Consider the following 19,139-nt stretch of genomic DNA (forward strand, 5'->3'; position numbering starts at 1 on the left):
GGCGAGGGGTGGGGGGCGAGAGGCGGCGGGTGGGATGCGGTGAGGCGAGGGGGCCGGCTCGGGCCGGAAATTTTTTTGAGAGATGTTCGGGATCCAGGGAACCCGCCTGGATCGCCGTTCGTACTAGGTGTGACGGATCAATCACCGACCGCTACGACGAGGGGGTCGGTCCCGGTCACGCATCACGAGCGCGGCCCGCTTGCCGGGCAGGTCGACCTCGGCGGCGATACGGAATCCCGCGCTCACGAACGCGGAGACGGAGGGGGTGTTGCGAAGATCGGGTTCCGCCACGACCCGTGCGCATGCGGGGCGCCGGTCGAGGACGAGGTCGGCCACTGCTCGGATCAGGGCTGTCCCCAGCCCCCGGCCCCGGTCGGCCGCTTCGCCCAGGAGCAGGTGGATGCCGGTGTCCTGGGGAAGAGCCGGATAGTGGCGGGCCAGGGGGTCGAGATCGGCCCGGTAGATCTCCCAGTAGCTCATGGGGGTGCCGTCCAGGATCCCGAGGCACGGCACGCTGCGTCCGTCGCCGTCGAGTTGCGCACGCAGGTGGGCTTCCGTGCGGTGCCGGGCACCGGCCAGCTCCCAGAACTCCGCCACGGCGGGGTCGTTCATCCAGCGGTGGATGAGCGGCAGGTCGCGGTCGATGCGGACGGGGGCCAGCCGGAAGAAGCCTGCGGGAGTGGGCGTCGGCCCCCATGCCCAGAGGTGGTCGAGGAGTCCGGCTGCCTCATCGGCGGCAGGGGTGACGGGCTCGGCGGGCAGGCGGGAGGCGGCACCGGGGCTCGCGTCGGTGGGCGGCATGGGGACTCCTCTCGGCGGTGTCGGCGGTGTCGGCGTTCAGGGATGGAGGGGGTTGGCGATGGTGACGTAGACGGACTGGGTGTCGACCGGGCCGACGAGTTCGTCCAGACCGTGCAGCCGGGTCAGCAGGTTGGCCTTGCAGCGCAGGACCGGTGAGTCGAGCAGGACGGCGGGCAGGGAGGTGCGCACTGGATCGGGCCCCGAGAGGAGGTCGGTGAGGAAGCGGCGGAAGGCGGCGAGGAGCAGGCGCTCGTCGGCGAGGCGCTGGAAGCCGAAGGCGCCGATCAGACCCAGCACGTTGTTGATGCCGAGGTAGTAGGCGAAGCGCTCGTCGGTGACCTCGTCGGAGACGAAGGTGTCGCTGTGGTCGCCGATACCGGGCAGCCGGGTGGCGAGTTCGGCGCGATGGGACTCGCGGAAGTAGTAGCCCTGGTTGTCGCGGTAGCGGCCGCCGGTGGGCCAGCCGTCGGCGTCCAGCAGCACCAGGGTGTTCTGCTGATGGGCTTCGAGCGCGATGCCGGCCTCGCCGTCCAGCCAGAGCACGGGGCGGACCACGTGCTCCAGATAGCGCAGGAACCACTCCGCGGCGACGGCTCCGACGGGCCGGCCGGTGCGCGCGGCGAGCCGCGTCGTGATCCGGGCGAGCCTGGACCGCATGCGCCAGGGGGCCTGCCGCGGTGGCGTGGTGCCGGCTGCACCGGCGAGGGGACGGGGCGAGACGAGTCCGGCGAGGCATCCGGCGTCGTCGCTCGGGCCGAAGGGGTTGTGCCTGATCATCACGGAGAGGCCGGGCACGGGAAGACCGTCCTGCCCGTCGACGTCGAGCCAGGCCGGGTCGCGGACGATGTCGAAGCCGGGGTGTGCGGCCTGCCACTCCTGGAACAGACCGGCGCGCAGCAGTCGGTGTACCTCGACTCCGCGGTGGAGTTCCTTGCGCAGGTTCTCCCGGCGGGAGTTGGTGATGCGCAGCCCCAGCGACAGCTTGAGCATCGCGGAGGCGCCGGACCGGTGGACCGTGCGCACCGAGGAGGTGGGGTGCCAGGCGGGGCCGTGTGGGCCCAGGTCCCGCAGGAGCCCGGAGTCGAGCAGGGCCGCGACGGCTTCCCTGTGCCGTACCTCGCGCGCCTGCCAGGGATGAAGGGGCAGGGCGGCGTACCCGTCGGGGAGGGGCAGCTCGGTTCCGGCGAGACGGCGGGTGAGGTGGTCGGCGGGTACGGGACGACCGCGTTCGGTCCAGGCGGAGTCGGCGGCGAGCAGGGAGGGGGCGACAGCCAGCCAGTGCAGGGGGAAGGAGCCGCGCAACTCCGGTGAGTAGAGCCGCTCTTCCGATGCGGTCAGACCGTCCCGGCTCTTGGGGGTCGGGTGCAGGGGATGGCCGAGGAGGAGGGCCTGTTCGGCGCTGAGGAAGAGGTCGGGGGTGTCGGTGGGGTGTGCACGCCGGTCACGGATGAAGGTGGCCGTGCGGCGGAGGGAGTCGGCCACTCTGGCCACGAGGTCGCCGTGGTCGCCGTCTTCGCCGTGGCGGGAGGCGGCGGGATGGGCGGCGCCCGGCGGGTCGGCGGGGGTGGTCTCCCTGGCGAGCAGTGCGGCGAGGGTGACGGCGTCGACGGGCGGGGCGGTTTCCGGGGCGTCGGCGAAACGGGGGGCGCCGAAGCGGTGCCAGCCCGTCGGGGACCAGTGGCGGACGGGGACCAGCAGGGAGGTGGCGCTGGCGGGCAGCGGGATGTGGAGGGTGTGGGTTGCGGGTGCAGGGAGGTCCGTCTCGCGTACCCAGCAGCGCAGAAGGTTCTCCACGGCGGCGGCCTGGGCTGCGAGGAGGGGATCGGGGTGATCGAGCGGGTCGGCGGCGGGGTCTGCGAGCCGTGGGGGTTCGGGCTGGTGCCGCGGGTGGGGTGGGACCGGTTCGGCGGCGGGGTCTGCGAGCCGTGGGGGCTCGGGCTCGTGCCGCGGGCGCGGCGGAACCAGCTCGGCGGCCGGGGATGACGGCCGTGCGGGCTCGGGCTGGAGGGGTTCTGCGAGGGGAGCCGGGGCGGTGCTGGTGTCGGGGCGGCCGCCGGGTGTGGGGGTGGTGGTGTTCATGACGGCTCCTGGGGCTGTGGGCGACCGCTCGCTCGCCGGTCCCCGATGACCGGTGACCGGGGTGGGGGTTGGCCAGGGTGGGGACCTGGGGTGAGCGGGCGTCCGGGCGGTGGACGGCGGGGAGTGGCCTGAGTGGCCGGTATCGAGGGGAGTTGGTATGTGCCGGGGATATGGGCGGGTGGGACGGGTGCCGGGTTCAGCCGGTGCGCTGGGCCGGGCCCTGATGGTGTGGGTGATCGGGGCCGTTGCGTTCGTGGTCGCGCGCTGCGGCCGCCACCGCGTCGGTCAGGCGGTCCAGGACGGCCTCCGCCTGTTCGTCACTGATCGTCAAGGGGGGAAGCAGCCGGATCACGGCGGCGTGACGGCCGCCCAGCTCGACGATGAGCCCCCGCCGGAGGCACTCACGCTGGACCGCCGTGGCGAGTTCGGGGGCGGCGGGTCGCGGAGTGCGGACGGCGGTGGGCTCCAGCTGGGACGCTGTGGAGGGCATCGGGAGGCTGTCGTCGGCCGGAGGTGCTTCGGGGAGGCCGGCGGCTTCCCGCTCCGGGTCCACCATTTCGACCCCCATCATCAGTCCGCGCCCGCGTACCTCTCCGACGCATGGGAAGGCACCGAGGTCGCGCCGGAGTCGGGTGAGCATACGGGAGCCGAGGTCGGCTGCTCGGGCGGCGAGGCCGTTCTCACGGACATGGGCGAGGGTGGCGGTACCGGCGGCCATGGCGAGCTGGTTGCCGCGGAAGGTGCCCGCGTGGGCGCCGGGTTGCCAGACGTCGAGGTCGTCGCGGTAGACGATCACAGCCAGCGGGAGGCTGCCGCCGATGGCCTTGGACAGGACCATGACGTCGGGCGTGATCCCGCTGTGGTCGACGGCCCAGAAGGCACCGGTCCTGCCGACGCCGGTCTGCACCTCGTCGGCGATGAGCGGGACCGACCGGTCCGCCGTCAATTGGCGCATCCGGCGCAGCCAGTCGTCCGGCGCGGGGATCACCCCGCCTTCCCCCTGGACGGGTTCCAGGATCATGCCGGCGGGCAGCGGGACGCCCGACTTGGGATCGTCCAGCAGCGACTCCGTCCAGCGGATGCCGAGCTCGGCACCGCGCGGACCGCCGATGCCGAACGGACAGCGGTAGTCCTGCGGATAGGGCAGTCGGGTGACCTGGACGTCGCGGGCGCCACCGGAGGCGGCCAGGGCGCCGGCGGTCATTCCGTGGTAGGCGCCGGTGAAGGCGAGGAGGCCGGTGCGGCCGGTGGCGGCGCGGACCAGTTTCAGGGCGGCCTCGACGGCGTCGGTGCCGGCCGGTCCGCAGAACTGGACGCGGGCCCGGGCGGCGAGGGCGGGCGGCAGTGTGCGGAACAGCTCGGTGACGAAGGCGTCCTTGACGGGGGTCGCGAGGTCGAGGACGGAGAGCGGGGCGCCGGAGTCGAGGACACCGCGGACGGCTTCGAGCACGACGGGGTGGTTGTGGCCGAGGGCGAGCGCGCCGGCGCCGGAGAGGCAGTCCAGGTAGCGGCGGCCGTCGGCGCCCTCGATGGTGAGTCCCCGGGCCCGGACCGGGACGATGGGCAGCGCCCGGGCATAGGTGCGCGCCGAGGACTCACGCGCCGACTGCCGTCTGAGGATCCCCTCGTGTACGGCACGCCGTTCCCTGTCTGTGCCTTCAGCCATCGGCTCCGTCACGGCCACGGTGGGCTGTCCTCCCCGCTGTTCGGAGGCGAGTTGATGAGCGGGGAGCGGCTTCGCCGGCACGCCCCCACCGCCTACAACCGCGGACCGTGCGGCGGGTTACGGGTCATGCCGGGTTCGTTGCCGTGCCGAAAGTGCCGCTGGGGTCGCCGTTGGGATGGCCGTTGGGGTCGCCGCCGGGCGCGGCGGCGGAATGCGGCGCCGCGGCCGTCAGCGTTGCTCGGCCAAGCCCCGCTCGACCAAACCCCGCTCGGCCATCACCGGCTCATCGACCTCCGGTTCCGCGGCCCCCGCTCCGACCGTCTCCCGTTCCACGGCCCCCGCTCCAGCCGTCTCCTGCTCCTGCCGGGCCCGGCATTCCTCGAGGAAGGCGAGGACGGAGCGGTGGTGGCGGTGGGCCGCGTGTCCGAGGCTGATGTTGTGGCCGGCACCCGCCTCATGCCGGACGCGCACCAGCGGAGCGGTGAGGGGTGCGGTCAGTTCGCGCACGGCGTCGGGGTCGCAGGCCCAGAAACGCTCGTGCTCGGCGAAGGTGAAGCGCACCGGCACCCGGATGGCGGCGGCCAGCCCGGCGTAGGCGCGGGGCCAGTCCCGGACGGACTCGGCCTCCCGGGGCGGGAACGGGCCGACGACCTTTCGCGCCACCAGGAAGGTGCCCGAGGGGTACAGCGACAGCGGGCCCCAGTGCAGCCGGGAGTCGGGGATCCGTCCGGGGGAGGACAGCCGGTCCGGGGGCAGGGCCCAGCGGCCGCCGACGCCCGACACGTCGACCCCGATCAGCCGGTCGTCCGGCACTGCCGAGGCGGCCATGGTGAGGGCCAGCGTTCCCCCGAAGGAGTGGCCGACGAGAAAGCATCCGGCGCCCGTCGGATGCTCGGCGGCATAGCCGCGCAGTGCTTCCCGGACGCAGGACGCCTGGTCGGCCAGGTCCATGCCCTCCGGCAGCAGGCCGGCCGAGGCGCCGTAGCCGGGGCGGTCGAGGGCGAGGGCGGCATATCCGGCCGCGGTCGCGAGCGACAGCAGGGAGGCGGACGGGTCCACATGCCCGTGGAAGTAGCCGGCTCCCATGCCTCCGCCGTGGAGGGCGACGAGCAGGGCACGCGGTTCCGTGCCGGTGGGCAGGGCGAGCAGCCCCGACAGCCGTACCGCGCCCGCGGTCAGCTCGATCTTCTCGACGGGGGGCGACGGAGGCGGGACGGATGCCGCCGGCGCCGGAGCGGTGTGTGACATCGGTGTCGTCTCCCTCTGTGTCGCCGGACGGTCCACAGGATGTCAGCCGTTCGGCCGAGTGGACGAGGGGCCCGGGGAGCGAGGGAGGTCCTCGCCTCCGTACCCTCCGGCGCGCCGTCGTTTCCCGGGGTGCCCCTCCCAAGGCACCCCGTGCGGGGTGGAAGGAGAGAGTTTCACGGTTCGTCAGCGTGTGCACCCCGGCGCGGCCATCCGGCGGATCCCCGGGGGGAGGGTCCGGCAACTCTCCCACGGGTCTCGGGATATGAGCCGGCTCCCTGGATACCGACCAGGTCAGACGGCTTGTAGCCGAACCGTTGCCGTTCCATCGGATGTCCCCCACAGGGAACGCATAAGGTGTGGTGCCGTTCCCAGAACGTCGTGGGACCGGTGGGTGAACTCTCCCTGGGTTCACCGCTGGTGCCCTCGATGAGCGCCGAGTCACTTCACCACACGGGGAGTCAAGAACATGCGATCCATACGGCCGTCGTCCACCGCTGGGCGAGGGAGGGGCCCGCGTCGCGCCTCCACGTCGCTGGCGGCGGTCGCCCTCGCCTCGGCGCTGGCGCTGACCGCCACCGGCTGCAACGGCGACGACCAAGCCGACGGCTCGCCGACCGCTTCCGCGACGGCGGCCGGCTCGGGCGACGGCAAGATCAAGATTCCGGACGACTTGAAGCAGAAGCTCAAGGAGCACGGGATCGACATCGACAAGTGGAAGAACGGCGCCTGGAAGAACTGGAACAGGCAGGACTGGCTGCGCGAGGCCAACGACTTCATCAACCCGATCATCAAGGGTCTGTGGGACCCGAACCGGATGCGCCACGCCAACGACCCGGACAAGGGTGTCGACAACAACGACATCTCCGGTGACCAGGGCGTGACGGACCCGACGCCGCAGCCGGTGAAGGCGCAGGCGGTCGCGGCGCCGTACCACACCAACGCGGCCCCGTTCGGCAAGCTGTTCTTCGACTCGCCCGAGGGCACCATGGTCTGCTCGGGCACGGTCGTGGAGGACCCGGCGCACCCGGGCAAGTCCAACCTCGTGTGGACGGCGGGCCACTGTGTGCACGCGGGCAAGAAGGGCGGCTGGTACCGCAACCTCGCCTTCGTGCCGTCGTACAACAACGCGGCCATGTCGACCGCCCAGCTGAATAAGGCCTCCCGCTCGCAGATCGCCCCGTACGGGGTCTGGTGGGCGGACGCGGCGCAGACCTCCCAGCAGTGGATCGACCAGGGCGGGGAGACCGGCGGCAACGGCGCCTCCTACGACTTCTCCGTCATCCATGTGACGCCGGAGCAGGGCAACAAGGGCAAGTCGCTGGAGGAGACGGTCGGCGGTGCGCTGCCGGTGAACTTCGACGCGCCGGCCGTGCCGAAGGTGCAGAGCATCAGCGCGGACGGTTACCCGGCGGCGCCTCCGTACGACGGTCAGCTGCTGTACCAGTGCAAGGACAAGCCCGGGCGGCTGTCGATCAACCAGTCCGACCCGACGATGTACCGCATCGGCTGCACGATGACCGGTGGTTCCTCCGGCGGCGGCTGGGTGGAGACGGGCTCGGACGGCAAGCCGGCGCTGGTGTCCAACACCTCGATCGGCCCGGTCAGCTCGGGCTGGCTGGCCGGTCCCCGGCTGGGTCCCGTGGCCAAGGGCGTGTACCAGGCGGTGAGCAAGAAGTTCGCCGGGCAGTGACGAGCTGAGACCGGTAGGCGGAAGGCCCGCCGCCCCAGGGGGGGTGGCGGGCCTTCGTCGTGCCGTGGGTCAGGCCGCGGAGACCGCCGTGTAGGGGGCCAGGTCCGCCGCCAGCTCCTCATGCACCCGGACCTTGAGCAGGGTGCCCTCCGCGGTGTGCTCCTCGGAGATCACCTCGCCCTCGGTGTGGGCGCGGGCGACCAGCTTGCCGTGGGTGTACGGCACGAGAGCCTCGACCTCGACCGAGGGCCGGGGCAGCTCGTCGTCGATCAGGGCGAGCAGCGTCTCGATGCCCTGGCCGGTGCGGGCGGAGACCGCGAGGGAGCGCTTCTCGATCCTGAGCAGCCGCTGAAGGACCAGCGGATCGGCCGCGTCCGCCTTGTTGATCACGACGATCTCGGGTACGTCGGTGGCGCCGACGTCCCGGATCACCTCGCGCACGGCGGCGAGCTGCTCCTCCGGGTTCGGGTGCGAGCCGTCCACCACGTGCAGGATCAGGTCGGAGTCGCCGACCTCCTCCATGGTGGAGCGGAACGCCTCGACCAGGTGGTGCGGCAGATGCCGGACGAAGCCGACGGTGTCCGCCAGCGTGTACAGGCGGCCGCTCGGGGTCTCCGCGCGGCGGACGGTCGGGTCCAGGGTCGCGAACAGGGCGTTCTCGACCAGGACGCCGGCGCCGGTGAGGCGGTTGAGCAGGGAGGACTTGCCGGCGTTGGTGTAGCCCGCGATGGCGACGGACGGCACCTTGTTGCGCCGGCGCTCCTGGCGCTTGACCTCGCGGCCGGTCTTCATGTCCGCGATCTCCCGGCGCATCTTCGCCATCTTCTCGCGGATCCGCCGCCGGTCCGTCTCGATCTTGGTCTCACCGGGGCCACGCGTGGCGAGGCCGCCGCGGCCACCACCCATCTGCCGGGACAGCGACTGACCCCAGCCGCGCAGCCGCGGCAGCATGTACTGCATCTGCGCGAGCGCGACCTGCGCCTTGCCCTCGCGGGACTTGGCGTGCTGGGCGAAGATGTCGAGGATCAGCGCCGTACGGTCGATGACCTTGACCTTGACGACGTCCTCCAGCTGGATCAGCTGGCCGGGGCTCAGCTCACCGTCGCAGATGACGGTGTCCGCGCCCGTCTCGAGGACGATGTCACGCAGCTCGGCGGCCTTGCCGGAGCCGATGTAGGTGGCCGCGTCGGGCTTGTCGCGGCGCTGGATGACGCCGTCGAGCACGAGCGCGCCCGCGGTCTCGGCGAGCGCCGCCAGCTCCGCGAGGGAGTTGTCGGCGTCCTGCGCGGTGCCGGTGGTCCACACCCCGACGAGCACGACCCGCTCCAGGCGGAGCTGGCGGTACTCGACCTCGGTGACGTCCTCCAGCTCGGTGGAGAGGCCGGCCACGCGGCGCAGGGCCGCGCGCTCGGAGCGGTCGAACTGGTCGCCGTCCCGCTCGCCGTCGATCTCGTAGCTCCAGGCGACGTCCTCTTCCATCAGGGCATCGGCCCGAAGACCCTCGGGATAGGCGTGCGCGAGGCGCTTGGTGTCCTGGGAAGGGGAAGAAGAGGAGGTCATTTGATCCTTATGTCGATGGAGAGTGCCGGAGTGCCGTGATGGCCTGGACACGGCGGTCGCGAGGGACCGCTCGTGTGGTGTCAACGTACGAGTACCCCGGGAGATTCCCGGGTCCCGCGTGTCGCGCCGACCGGAAGATGGTCGCACGAGGCGGCACGTCGCGTCACCGTGTTATCGCACGGCCCGCTGGGGGGCGGAGGTGGTCGGCGGCAGGGGCTTCCAGTCCGGGTGGCCGGGCATCGGCGGGGTCTTCGCGCCGTACAGCCAGTCCTTGAGGAAGCCGCTCAGGTCGCGGCCGGAGACGGTCGAGGCGAGCTGGACGAAGTCGGCGGTGGTGGCGGTGGAGTCCCGGTGCTCCCGGACCCAGATCCGCTCCAGGCGCTCGAAGGCGGGCCGGCCGATCTTCTGGCGCAGCGCGTAGAGGACGAGCGCGGCGCCGTCGTAGACGTTGGGCCGGAAGATGCCGATCTTCTGGCCGGGGGCGGGAGGCTTGGGCCGGGCGGGGGGTCCGCCGGCTTCGCGCCAGCGGTCGGAGGCGGCGTAGGCGGCCTTCATCCGGTCCGCCATGGGCCGGTGCGCGGTCTCCTCGGCGTACAGCTCCTCGTACCAGGTGGCGTGGCCCTCGTTCAGCCAGACGTCGGACCAGGTACGGGGGCTGACGCTGTCGCCGAACCACTGGTGGGACAGCTCGTGCACCATGATCGACTCGAGGTACCAGCGGGGGTAGCCGGGCTGGGTGAACAGGCTCTTCTCGAAGAGCGAGAGGGTCTGCGTCTCCAGTTCGAAGCCGGTGGAGGCCTGGGCCATGAGCACGCCGTACGTCTCGAAGGGGTACCGGCCGACCTTGCTCTCCAGCCAGGCGATCTGGTCGGGGGTCTTGGCGAGCCAGGGTTCCAGGGCCTTGCGGTCGACGGTGGGCACGACGTCGCGCACCGGCAGCCCGTGCGGGCCCTCGCGGTGCAGCACGGAGGAGCGGCCGATGGACACCTGGGCGAGTTCGGTGGCCATGGGGTGCTGGGTGCGGTAGCTCCAGGTGGTGGTGGGGCCGACCCGGTCCGCGCCGACGGGCAGGCCGTTGGCGACGGCGGTGTAGCCGTTCGGCGCGGTGACGTGGAAGGTGAACATCGCCTTGTCGGACGGGTGGTCGTTGCACGGGAAGACCAGGTGGGCGGCGTCGGCCTGGTTGGCCATGGCGAGCCCGTCGGAGGTGCGCACCCAGCCGCCGTCCTGGTCCGGGGCGGAGACGGGGTCGCTGCTGTGCCGCACGGTGATCCGGGTCCACTCGCCCTCGGCCAGCGGATGGTCGGGGGTGACCACCAGGTCGTCGCCGGCCCGGGTGAACGCGGCGGGGCGCCCGTCGACCTCGACCGAGCGCACCGTGCCGTGGGCGAAGTCGAGGTTGATGCGGTCCAGGTCGGCGGTGGTCCAGGCGTCGATGGTGGTGACGGCCTGGAGCGGCTTGTCGTTGGTGCCGGGATAGCTGAAGGACAGGTCGTACGACGCCACGTCGTAGCCCGGGTTCCCCAGGTACGGGTAGAGGCGGTCGCCGATGCCGAGCGGCTCGGGCGGGGCCGCGGCGGCGAGCAGGCAGACGGAGACGGCGGAGGCGAGCAGGGCCGCCGCCCTGCGGTGCCGTACGGTCCGAGTCCGGGTCCGGGGGCGGGAGCGGGGGGTGAGCAGCATGCATCACCGCTACCAGGACGCGCGCGTGCCGGGACGGCGACGCGCGACGGCCCCACCCGAACGGGTTGGTCCCGGGACGCCGTCCACAGCCGTCCACAGGAGGGCGTGAGCAGGATGCTGTGCTCAGGAGGCGGTGTGCCGGGCGCGGCTCACGTCGTACACGCCGGGGACGTCCCGCATGGCGCGCATCAGGGCCGGGAGGTGGGCCGCGTCGGGGAGCTGGAGGGTGTAGGTGTGCCGCACCCGCTGCTGGCTGGGCGGTTCCACGGTGGCGGAGACGATGTCGACGCCTGCCGAGGAGATCGCCTCGGTGAGGTCGGCGAGCAGATGGGGGCGGCCGAACGATTCAGCGACCAGGGTGACCCGGCACTCGGTGGCCTCCCCCCAGCGCACGCCGATCTCCGCACGCCCTCTGGCCTTCATGTGCGCCGCCGCCGCGCACTCCGCGCGGTGTACGGTCACCACTCCCCCGCGGACGGCGAAGCCGGTGATCTCGTCGGGTGGTACGGGCGTACAGCACCCGGCGAGGCGTACGGCGGCCCCGGGCCGGTCGGCGAGCACGTCGGCGCCCCTGGGGCGGGCGGCTCCCGGCGCGGGGGCGCTGTCCGCCGGACGGGCGGCGGGCGGTTCGGTACGGGCACCGGAGGTGTCCTCGGTCGCGGTGCCGCCGCCGGGGTGGGTCGCCAGCCAGCGCTGGATGGCGATGCGGGCGGCCGGGGTGTGGGCGTGCTCCAGCCACTCCCGGGAGGGCTCCGAGGCGGGGTCCTGGCCCATGAGGAGCTGGACGGTGTCGCCGTCCCGGAGAACGGTGCTCAGGGTGGCCAGGCGGCCGTTGACGCGGGCGCCGATGCACGCGTGCGCGTCCTCGCCGTACTGGGCGTAGGCGGCGTCCACACAGGTCGCGCCGTCGGGCAGGCCGAGGGTGCCGCCGTCCGGCCGGAACACGGTGATCTCGCGGTCCTGGGCGAGGTCCTCGCGCAGGGTGGACCAGAAGGTGTCGGGGTCGGGGGCGGCCTGCTGCCACTCCAGGAGGCGGGAGAGCCAGCCGGGGCGGGTGGGGTCGGCCCGCTCCCCGTCGGCGAGGGCGCCGGTGCCGGCCGGGTCCGCGACGGGCGCGTAGGGATTGCCGAGCGCGACGACACCGGCCTCGGCGACCTTGTGCATCTGGTGGGTGCGGATGAGGACTTCGACGACCTGGCCGTCGGGGCGGGCGACGGCGGTGTGCAGCGACTGGTAGAGGTTGAACTTGGGTACGGCGATGAAGTCCTTGAACTCCGAGACGACCGGCGTCATACAGGTGTGCAGTTCACCGAGGACGCCGTAACAGTCGGCGTCCTCCTGGACGAGCACCAGCAGGCGGCCGAAGTCGGCGCCGCGCAGCCGGCCGCGTTTGCGGGCCACGCGGTGGACGGAGACGAAGTGCCGCGGCCGGATGAGGACTTCGGCCTGGATGCCGGCCTCGCGCAGCACCCCGCGCATCTCGTCGGCGACCTCGGTCAGCGGGTCGTCCGCGCGGGCCGCGTTCCCGGCGATGAGTTCGCGGGTGTGCTCGTACTCCTCGGGGTGCAGGATGGCGAAGACCAGGTCCTCCATCTCGGTCTTCAGCGCCTGCACGCCGAGGCGTTCGGCGAGCGGGATGAGGACGTCCCGGGTGACCTTGGCGATCCGCGCCTGTTTCTCGGGGCGCATCACGCCGAGGGTGCGCATGTTGTGCAGCCGGTCGGCGAGTTTGATCGACATCACGCGCACGTCGTTGCCGGTGGCGACGAGCATCTTGCGGAAGGTCTCCGGTTCGGCGGCGGCTCCGTAGTCGACCTTCTCCAGTTTCGTGACGCCGTCGACCAGATAACGCACTTCCTCGCCGAACTGTTCCCGGACCTGGTCCAGCGTCACATCGGTGTCCTCGACGGTGTCGTGGAGCAGCGAGGCGGTCAACGTGGTGGTCTCGGCGCCCAGTTCGGCGAGGATCAGCGTCACCGCGAGCGGGTGGGTGATGTACGGCTCGCCGCTCTTGCGCATCTGGCCGCGGTGGGAGGACTCCGCGAGCACGTAGGCGCGGCGCAGCGGGTCCAGGTCCGCGTCGGGGTGGTGGGCGCGGTGCGCCTCCACGACATGGCTGATGGCGTCGGGGAGTTTGCCGCGGACGGCGGGGCCGAGCAGCGCGGCCCGGCCGAGCCGGCGCAGATCGAGGCGGGCCCGGGACTTCCGCCGGGTCGTGGTGGGCGCGACGGACACGGTGGCCGCTGTGGGCACTACCGGGCCAGGGGTCGCAGGGTTTGTGGCCTCCGCACTCATGGGCACCTCCGGCTCGTGGACCGGCGGACGGGGCCCCCAGGGCATACGCGGCTCAGGGATGGCGACGTTCCCCCGTCCGTGCCGGTGCTTGATGCTACCGAGCCCACCACCCGCGGCAGACCGCCTCTCGCCGAGCGTGAAACGGATCACCCATTCGAGCGACGACGGCGAGGTTTACGGTTTGCGCCATGCGTGCGGGGATCGATCGCGCCGACGGTCAGCCCCGGCCACCGGAAACCGCTGTTCCGACGGCCCTGGGGCAAAACGGCCTGCATGACACCGGGTCAGCGGGCGGCGTTTTCCAGCCAGTCGCCGTCGATCTCGCCCTCGGCCACGATCACCGCGGGCCCGGTCATCTCGATCTCGCCGTCGGGCCGTTCGGTGATGACGAGGCGTCCGCCGGGCAGGTCCACGGTGTAGGTCGCCGGGGTGCCGGTGACGGCCGGGTCCGCGCCGTCGCGCCGGGCGGCGGCCACGGCGACGGCACACGCGCCCGTGCCACAGGAGCGGGTCTCGCCGGAGCCGCGCTCGTGCACCCGCATGGCGACGTGCCCGGGGCCGCGGTCCACGACGAACTCGACGTTGACCCCGTCCGGGTAGGCGGTCGCCGGGCTGACCGGCGGCGGGGTGTAGAGGTCGCCGGCCTGCGCGAGGTCGGCCACGAAGGCGACCGCGTGCGGGTTGCCCATGTTCACGTTGCGCGCGGGCCAGCTGTGCTCACCGACGGAGACCGTGACCTCCCCTTCGGGCAGGAGGGCGCGGCCCATGCCGACCGTGACGTCGCCGTCCTTGGCGATGTGGACGGTCTTCACACCCGCGCGCGTGGCGATCGCGAGGTCGCCCTCGCCCACGAGTCCCGCGTGCTGGAGGTAGCGCGCGAACACCCGCGAGCCGTTGCCGCACATCTCGGCGATCGAGCCGTCGCTGTTGCGGTAGTCCATGAACCACTCCGCCTCGGCGGCCATCGCCCGCGCCTCCGGGTGCGCGGCGGACCGTACGACACGCAGCACTCCGTCGCCACCGATGCCGGCCCGGCGGTCGCACAGGGCGGCGACGGCGGCCGGGGACAGGTCGAGGGCGTTCTCGGGGTCCGGGACGATCACGAAGTCGTTCTCGGTGCCGTGACCCTTGAGGAAGGGGATCCGCGTGCTCATTCCTCGATCGTACGGGGTCGGATCGTACGGGTCGGAGTACGGGCTCGCTCCGCGGAGGTTCAGCGCAGCCGTGCCACGCGCCACACGGCGAGTACGGCCACCAGGGCCACCAGCAGCACATAGCCGAGCACGACCCGCCAGTCCGGGCGGCGGCCGGAGCCGCGCGCGGGCAGGCCGGGCCAGGTGTAGCCGACCCGGCGGGCGGCCATCATGCCCCAGCCCGCGGCGCAGGAGCAGATCAGCAGACCGAGCATGGCGATCACCGCGCCGCTGTCGCCGAAGTCGAAGGCGAGCGGGAAGGCGAACATCAGGGAGCCGACGGCGGAGAGTCCCACGATGGGCGCGAGCTGCCAGATGCGCAGCCGGCGCTGCGGGCGCAGCTCGACCTCGACCTCGGGCCCGCTGGTGTACATCTCCTCGGGCGCCGGTCCGTCCTCGGTCACGCCGACCGGTGTCTCGTCGGGCCCGTCGTCGGTGAGCCGCTCCTCGTCCAGGAGTTCCCCGGCGAGGGGGTCCCCGGACAGGGCGTCCTCGCCGGGGCGGTCCACGGCCGGACGGCCCTCGGCCGGGTCCGGCTCGTCACCCTCGGTGGTGAGGTACTCGGCACTGTGTGCGGTGTCGCGAGGGCCGGCCTCCATCGCCACGCGCCCTCCCAACTTGGCTCCACTTGGTCGATCGAAGCTCGATGATGGCACGGCGCCGAAGGCCGCGATGACCGGCGGCGCATCCCGATGCCATCACGTGATCAGGCTGTAACCGGTCGTTCGACCAACGTCAGCGCCCGGTGCGGAAGTTCCGCGCGGTCCGCCGCCGCCCCACTCAACCAGTGCACCCGGGGATCGCGCCTGAACCAGGAATCCTGGCGGCGCGCGAAGCGCTTGGTGGCGCGAACGGTCTCGGCCCGCGCTTCGTCCTCGGTGCACTCCCCGGCGAGCGCCGCGAGAACCTGCTGGTAGCCGAGTGCGCGCGACGCCGTACGCCCCTCACGCAACCCCTGCGCCTCCAGTGCGCGCACCTCGTCCACGAGGCCCGCCTCCCACATGCGGTCGACCCGGCGGGCGATGCGGTCGTCCAGTTCCGGACGGGCGACGTCGACACCGATCTGGACGGTGTCGTAGACCGAGTCGTGGCCGGGCAGGTTGGCGGTGAAGGGCTGGCCGGTGATCTCGATCACCTCCAGGGCGCGGACGATCCGGCGGCCGTTGCTCGGCAGGATCGCGCGGGCGGCGTCCGGGTCGGCGGCGGCCAGGCGGGCGTGCAGCGCGCCGGAGCCGCGCAGCGCCAGTTCCTCCTCGAGGCGTGCCCGGACCACCGGGTCGGTGCCGGGGAACTCGAGGTTGTCGACGGCTCCGCGGATGTACAGGCCGGAGCCGCCGACCAGGATCGGCCAGCGGCCCTCGGCGAGCAGGGCGTCGATCCGCGCGCGGGCGAGCTTCTGGTACTCGGCGACCGAGGCGGTGACGGTCACGTCCCAGATGTCCAGCAGATGGTGCGGGACGCCGGCGCGTTCGTCGGGCGTCAGCTTGGCGGTGCCGATGTCCATCCCTCGGTACAGCTGCATGGAGTCCGCGTTGACGACCTCCCCGCCGAGTTGCTGGGCCAGAAAGACGCCGAGATCGGACTTTCCGGCCGCGGTGGGGCCGACGACGGCGATGACGCGGGGGGCTGGACGTGCACTGCTCACCGCACCAGTCTCGCAAACGCCGGCGCGGGGTCTCGAACGAGTTACGTGACGGTGCCGCCTGCGGGTCGTTGCCCGTGGCGAGGTGCCGTCTGCCGGTTCGCCGGAGGCGGTGACCCGGGCGGCGCAACTGTACGCACCGGGTGACGCGGGAATTCCCCCGCACGAGTACCGTATGGAGTGGATATGGGCGTGTTTTCACGACTCCTCGGCAGGTCGAAGCCGACTCAGGAGGGGTCGGCCGAGGCGGCACAGGCCGAGGCGGCACAGGCCGAGGCGGAGCCGGCCGAGGCGCAGGAGGCGGAGCCGGCCGAGGCGAAGGGAGCCGGTCCGGCGCAGGCGGAGGAGGCAGCCGAGGAGGCGGCCGAGGACGGGCGCGAGGCCGAGGCCGTGACGGCGGGCGCGGAGGCCGCTGTGGACGAGGAGGACGCGTCCGCGGCCGAGGGCGCCGGGATCCCCCGTCAGCAGTCCGCCGGGGAGGCCGTCGACAGCGAGGCCGGCGAGGGCGCCCGCAGGTAACTGGCCCGCGAGGGAAGGTGGACCAATGGGTCTATTGGACAACATGAAGGCCAGGCTGGGCCCGGCCAAGGACAAGGTGTCGGACCTCGCGCGACAGCACGGGGACAAGGTCCAGCACGGGATCGACAAGGCCGCCAAGGTCGTCGACGAGCGGACCAAGCGCAAGTACACCGACCGGATCCACGCAGGTCAGGGCAAGGCCAGGCACGCGATGGACCGGCTCGCGCACATGGACGCCAAGGACACCCCGGGCAGGTCCGCCGGCCCGACGACGCCGACCCGCCCGGAGGGCCCGCCTCCGACCTCGTGAGCCTGGGCGGACGCCTGCACGGGCGACGGCGCATCGGCGGACGGCCGGGAGCGGCACGCAGGACGCGCGCCTTCCCGGCCGTCGCCGCTCAGGTCCAGGTGGCGACCAGGTATCCCACGCCGTACGGCGCGTCCTCGTAGAGCAGCGCGCCGGTGAGCCGGGTGTTCTCCGCGGCACCGGCCAGGAACTGCCAGGGGGCGCGGCCGGAGGCCTTCAGCTGGGCGGCCAGCTCGGCGTCCAGCGCCGTAACGGCCGCCAGGTCCGCGGTGCCGAGCGCGCGGGCGATCTCCGCGTCGAAGGGTGCCGCCCGCTCGTCCAGATAGCCCGGCGCCTTGACCGTGCGGCACGCGCTGGCGTCGCCCATCACGAGCAGCGCGACCCGCTCGGCCCGGGCGCCGGTCTCGCGGCCGGCCGCGAGGCACGACTCGACGTCGAGGCTCTGCTCGATGCCGAGCCCCTCGACCGGGGCGTCCGCCCAGCCGGTCCGTTCCAGCAGCCAGCCGGCGACGGCCAGCGAGGCCGGCAGCCGGCGCTCGGGGACGGTGCCGGTGTCCGGGGCGGGGCCCAGCGCCACGCCCAGGTCCACCCCGAAGCCGCCGAAGGATCCCGGGCTGCCCTGCGGAAAGACCCCGGTCGGGCCGTGCTCGACGGGCCCGACGACCACCAGCAGATCGGGGCGGCCGGCGGCGAGCACCCCGAGCGCGTCCGCGCACGCCGCGCGGGCGGCGTCCAGTTCGGGCGCGGCACCGGCGGCGACCTCGGGCACGAGCAGCGGAGGACAGGGGCAGAGGGCGGCGGCGACAAGCATGATCGGCAGCGTAACGCCGGGCCGCCGCCCGGCGGCACTCCAGGTCACGGCCCGGCGCCTCACAAGAACAACCCGCTCTCGCCCGGTCAGTCGCAGCCGCAGCCCGTCGTCGCCGCCGCCGGCAGCGGGGCAGGAACGCCGATCTTCGGCAGGCCGAGCATGACGCCGGCCGGCTTGGCGGCCTCGGCGGCGTTGCGCTTCTCCCACGCGTCACCCGCGCGCGTGCGGCGCACAGCGAGGACGGGGCCCTCGGCGAGCAGGTGGTGCGGGGCGGCGTACGTCACCTCGACGGTGACCACGTCACCGGGGCGCACCTCCTGCTCCGGCTTGGTGAAGTGGACCAGGCGGTTGTCGGGGGCGCGGCCGGACAGCCGCTGCGTGGCGCCGTCCTTGCGGCCCTCGCCCTCGGCGACCATCAGCTCCAGGGTGCGGCCGACCTGCTTCTTGTTCTCCTCCCAGGAGATCTCCTCCTGGAGGGCGACGAGACGCTCGTAGCGCGCCTGGACGACCTCCTTGGGGATCTGGTTCTCCATGGTCGCGGCCGGGGTGCCGGGGCGCTTGGAGTACTGGAAGGTGAAGGCCTGGGCGAACCGCGCCTCGCGCACGACGTGCAGGGTCTGCTCGAAGTCCTCCTCGGTCTCGCCGGGGAAGCCCACGATGATGTCGGTGGTGATCGCGGCGTGCGGGATGGCCTCGCGGACCTTGCGGATGATGTCGAGGTAGCGCTCCTGGCGGTAGGAGCGGCGCATCGCCTTGAGCACCGGGTCGGAGCCGGACTGAAGCGGCATGTGCAGCTGCGGCATCACATTGGGCGTCTCGGCCATGGCGGCGATGACGTCGTCGGTGAAGTCGCGGGGGTGCGGGGAGGTGAAGCGGACGCGCTCCAGGCCCTCGATCTTCCCGCAGGCCCGCAGCAGCTTGCTGAAGGCCTCGCGGTCGCCGATGTCGGAGCCGTAGGCGTTGACGTTCTGTCCGAGCAGGGTGATCTCGCTGACGCCCTCCGCCACCAGCGCCTCGACCTCGGCGAGGATCTCGCCGGGCCGGCGGTCCTTCTCCTTGCCGCGCAGCGCGGGGACGATGCAGAAGGTGCAGGTGTTGTTGCAGCCGACGGAGATCGACACCCAGGCGGCGTACGCGCTCTCGCGCCGCGTCGGCAGGGTGGACGGGAACGCCTCCAGCGACTCGGCGATCTCGACCTGCGCCTCCTCCTGGACGCGGGCGCGCTCCAGCAGGACCGGCATCTTGCCGATGTTGTGCGTGCCGAAGACGACGTCCACCCAGGGCGCCTTCTTCACGATGGTGTCCCGGTCCTTCTGGGCCAGGCAGCCGCCGACCGCGATCTGCATGCCGGGCCGGCTCGCCTTCTTCGGCGCGAGCCGGCCGAGGTTGCCGTAGAGCCGGTTGTCGGCGTTCTCCCGCACCGCGCAGGTGTTGAAGACCACGACGTCGGCGTCCCCGTCGGAGCCCTCCGGGGCGCGTACATAACCGGCCTCCTCCAGCAGCCCGGACAACCGCTCGGAGTCGTGCACGTTCATCTGGCACCCGTAGGTGCGCACTTCGTAGGTCTTGGGTCCCTGAACGTCCACGTCGAGGCTCCGGTCGCTGCTGCTGGTCATGTCCTCAAGGGTAAGGGCGCGCCGGGAAC

The 19,139-nt window shown here is 72.6% G+C and carries 15 protein-coding genes; 3 read left to right on the plus strand and 12 right to left on the minus strand.

Translation table 11 applies throughout. The features are described from left to right. Nucleotides 1–141 precede the first annotated feature (141 nt). The 4 genes from ACWCV9_RS24820 to ACWCV9_RS24835 form a co-directional block, all read right to left on the minus strand. On the minus strand, nt 142–801 hold the full coding sequence (locus ACWCV9_RS24820; RefSeq protein WP_450789639.1) for a GNAT family N-acetyltransferase: 660 nt from the start codon (nt 799–801) through the stop codon (nt 142–144). 36 nt (nt 802–837) lie between these two features. Beyond that, on the minus strand, nt 838–2,880 hold the full coding sequence (locus ACWCV9_RS24825) for an IucA/IucC family protein (RefSeq protein ID WP_450789641.1): 2,043 nt from the start codon (nt 2,878–2,880) through the stop codon (nt 838–840). Nucleotides 2,881–3,076: 196 nt separating this feature from the next. Continuing rightward, the gene (locus ACWCV9_RS24830) at nt 3,077–4,546 is read right to left on the minus strand and encodes a diaminobutyrate--2-oxoglutarate transaminase family protein (RefSeq protein WP_450789643.1); all 1,470 of its coding nucleotides are present in this window, start codon (nt 4,544–4,546) and stop codon (nt 3,077–3,079) included. Between the two features lie 228 nt (nt 4,547–4,774). Then, on the minus strand, nt 4,775–5,794 hold the full coding sequence (locus ACWCV9_RS24835; protein WP_450789645.1) for an alpha/beta hydrolase: 1,020 nt from the start codon (nt 5,792–5,794) through the stop codon (nt 4,775–4,777). Between the two features lie 466 nt (nt 5,795–6,260). On the opposite strand from ACWCV9_RS24835, the gene ACWCV9_RS24840 reads away from it, so the two are divergent. Further along, complete coding sequence (locus tag ACWCV9_RS24840) at nt 6,261–7,484, plus strand: trypsin-like serine peptidase (protein ID WP_385840397.1); 1,224 nt, start codon at nt 6,261–6,263, stop codon at nt 7,482–7,484. A gap of 69 nt (nt 7,485–7,553) precedes the next feature. On the opposite strand, the gene hflX is transcribed toward ACWCV9_RS24840, so the two are convergent. From hflX to miaA, 6 genes are all read right to left on the minus strand, one after another. After that, nucleotides 7,554–9,044 (minus strand): GTPase HflX, encoded by a 1,491-nt coding sequence (gene hflX / locus ACWCV9_RS24845; protein ID WP_450789648.1) that lies wholly within the window; start codon nt 9,042–9,044, stop codon nt 7,554–7,556. A gap of 171 nt (nt 9,045–9,215) precedes the next feature. Beyond that, a complete protein-coding gene (locus ACWCV9_RS24850) occupies nt 9,216–10,727 on the minus strand; it encodes a M1 family metallopeptidase (RefSeq protein ID WP_450789649.1) in 1,512 nt (503 codons plus the stop codon). A gap of 123 nt (nt 10,728–10,850) precedes the next feature. Then, nucleotides 10,851–13,022, minus strand: coding sequence for a RelA/SpoT family protein (locus ACWCV9_RS24855; RefSeq protein WP_450789651.1), 2,172 nt, complete (start codon nt 13,020–13,022; stop codon nt 10,851–10,853). Between the two features lie 284 nt (nt 13,023–13,306). Continuing rightward, on the minus strand, nt 13,307–14,176 hold the full coding sequence (dapF, locus tag ACWCV9_RS24860; protein WP_450789653.1) for a diaminopimelate epimerase: 870 nt from the start codon (nt 14,174–14,176) through the stop codon (nt 13,307–13,309). A gap of 59 nt (nt 14,177–14,235) precedes the next feature. Next, the gene (locus ACWCV9_RS24865; protein ID WP_450789717.1) at nt 14,236–14,814 is read right to left on the minus strand and encodes a hypothetical protein; all 579 of its coding nucleotides are present in this window, start codon (nt 14,812–14,814) and stop codon (nt 14,236–14,238) included. Nucleotides 14,815–14,921: 107 nt separating this feature from the next. Further along, nucleotides 14,922–15,860, minus strand: coding sequence for a tRNA (adenosine(37)-N6)-dimethylallyltransferase MiaA (miaA, locus tag ACWCV9_RS24870; RefSeq protein WP_450789655.1), 939 nt, complete (start codon nt 15,858–15,860; stop codon nt 14,922–14,924). 183 nt (nt 15,861–16,043) lie between these two features. Between miaA and ACWCV9_RS24875 the strand changes: the two genes are divergently transcribed. Then, nucleotides 16,044–16,376: a hypothetical protein gene (locus ACWCV9_RS24875; protein WP_450789657.1), complete on the plus strand. Its 333-nt coding sequence runs from the start codon at nt 16,044–16,046 to the stop codon at nt 16,374–16,376. A gap of 25 nt (nt 16,377–16,401) precedes the next feature. Continuing rightward, nucleotides 16,402–16,686: an antitoxin gene (locus ACWCV9_RS24880; RefSeq protein ID WP_450789659.1), complete on the plus strand. Its 285-nt coding sequence runs from the start codon at nt 16,402–16,404 to the stop codon at nt 16,684–16,686. 88 nt (nt 16,687–16,774) lie between these two features. On the opposite strand, the gene ACWCV9_RS24885 is transcribed toward ACWCV9_RS24880, so the two are convergent. Both ACWCV9_RS24885 and miaB read right to left on the minus strand, forming a co-directional pair. Further along, nucleotides 16,775–17,494, minus strand: coding sequence for a class III extradiol dioxygenase subunit B-like domain-containing protein (locus ACWCV9_RS24885; protein ID WP_450789661.1), 720 nt, complete (start codon nt 17,492–17,494; stop codon nt 16,775–16,777). 86 nt (nt 17,495–17,580) lie between these two features. After that, the gene (gene miaB, locus ACWCV9_RS24890) at nt 17,581–19,110 is read right to left on the minus strand and encodes a tRNA (N6-isopentenyl adenosine(37)-C2)-methylthiotransferase MiaB (RefSeq protein ID WP_450789662.1); all 1,530 of its coding nucleotides are present in this window, start codon (nt 19,108–19,110) and stop codon (nt 17,581–17,583) included. Between the last annotated feature and the right edge of the window lie 29 nt (nt 19,111–19,139).

Source organism: Streptomyces sp. NPDC001606, assembly GCF_053596835.1.

Excerpts from the sequence above, each read along its gene's own strand:
- ACWCV9_RS24820 (WP_450789639.1), bottom strand. The coding sequence starts at position 801 with ATGCCGCCCACCGACGCGAGCCCCGGTGCCGCCTCCCGCCTGCCCGCC.
- ACWCV9_RS24825 (WP_450789641.1), bottom strand. The coding sequence starts at position 2,880 with ATGAACACCACCACCCCCACACCCGGCGGCCGCCCCGACACCAGCACC.
- ACWCV9_RS24830 (WP_450789643.1), bottom strand. The coding sequence starts at position 4,546 with ATGGCTGAAGGCACAGACAGGGAACGGCGTGCCGTACACGAGGGGATC.
- ACWCV9_RS24835 (WP_450789645.1), bottom strand. The coding sequence starts at position 5,794 with ATGTCACACACCGCTCCGGCGCCGGCGGCATCCGTCCCGCCTCCGTCG.
- ACWCV9_RS24840 (WP_385840397.1), top strand. The coding sequence starts at position 6,261 with ATGCGATCCATACGGCCGTCGTCCACCGCTGGGCGAGGGAGGGGCCCG.
- hflX (WP_450789648.1), bottom strand. The coding sequence starts at position 9,044 with ATGACCTCCTCTTCTTCCCCTTCCCAGGACACCAAGCGCCTCGCGCAC.
- ACWCV9_RS24850 (WP_450789649.1), bottom strand. The coding sequence starts at position 10,727 with ATGCTGCTCACCCCCCGCTCCCGCCCCCGGACCCGGACTCGGACCGTA.
- ACWCV9_RS24855 (WP_450789651.1), bottom strand. The coding sequence starts at position 13,022 with ATGAGTGCGGAGGCCACAAACCCTGCGACCCCTGGCCCGGTAGTGCCC.
- dapF (WP_450789653.1), bottom strand. The coding sequence starts at position 14,176 with ATGAGCACGCGGATCCCCTTCCTCAAGGGTCACGGCACCGAGAACGAC.
- ACWCV9_RS24865 (WP_450789717.1), bottom strand. The coding sequence starts at position 14,814 with ATGGAGGCCGGCCCTCGCGACACCGCACACAGTGCCGAGTACCTCACC.
- ACWCV9_RS24875 (WP_450789657.1), top strand. The coding sequence starts at position 16,044 with ATGGGCGTGTTTTCACGACTCCTCGGCAGGTCGAAGCCGACTCAGGAG.
- ACWCV9_RS24880 (WP_450789659.1), top strand. The coding sequence starts at position 16,402 with ATGGGTCTATTGGACAACATGAAGGCCAGGCTGGGCCCGGCCAAGGAC.
- ACWCV9_RS24885 (WP_450789661.1), bottom strand. The coding sequence starts at position 17,494 with ATGCTTGTCGCCGCCGCCCTCTGCCCCTGTCCTCCGCTGCTCGTGCCC.
- miaB (WP_450789662.1), bottom strand. The coding sequence starts at position 19,110 with ATGACCAGCAGCAGCGACCGGAGCCTCGACGTGGACGTTCAGGGACCC.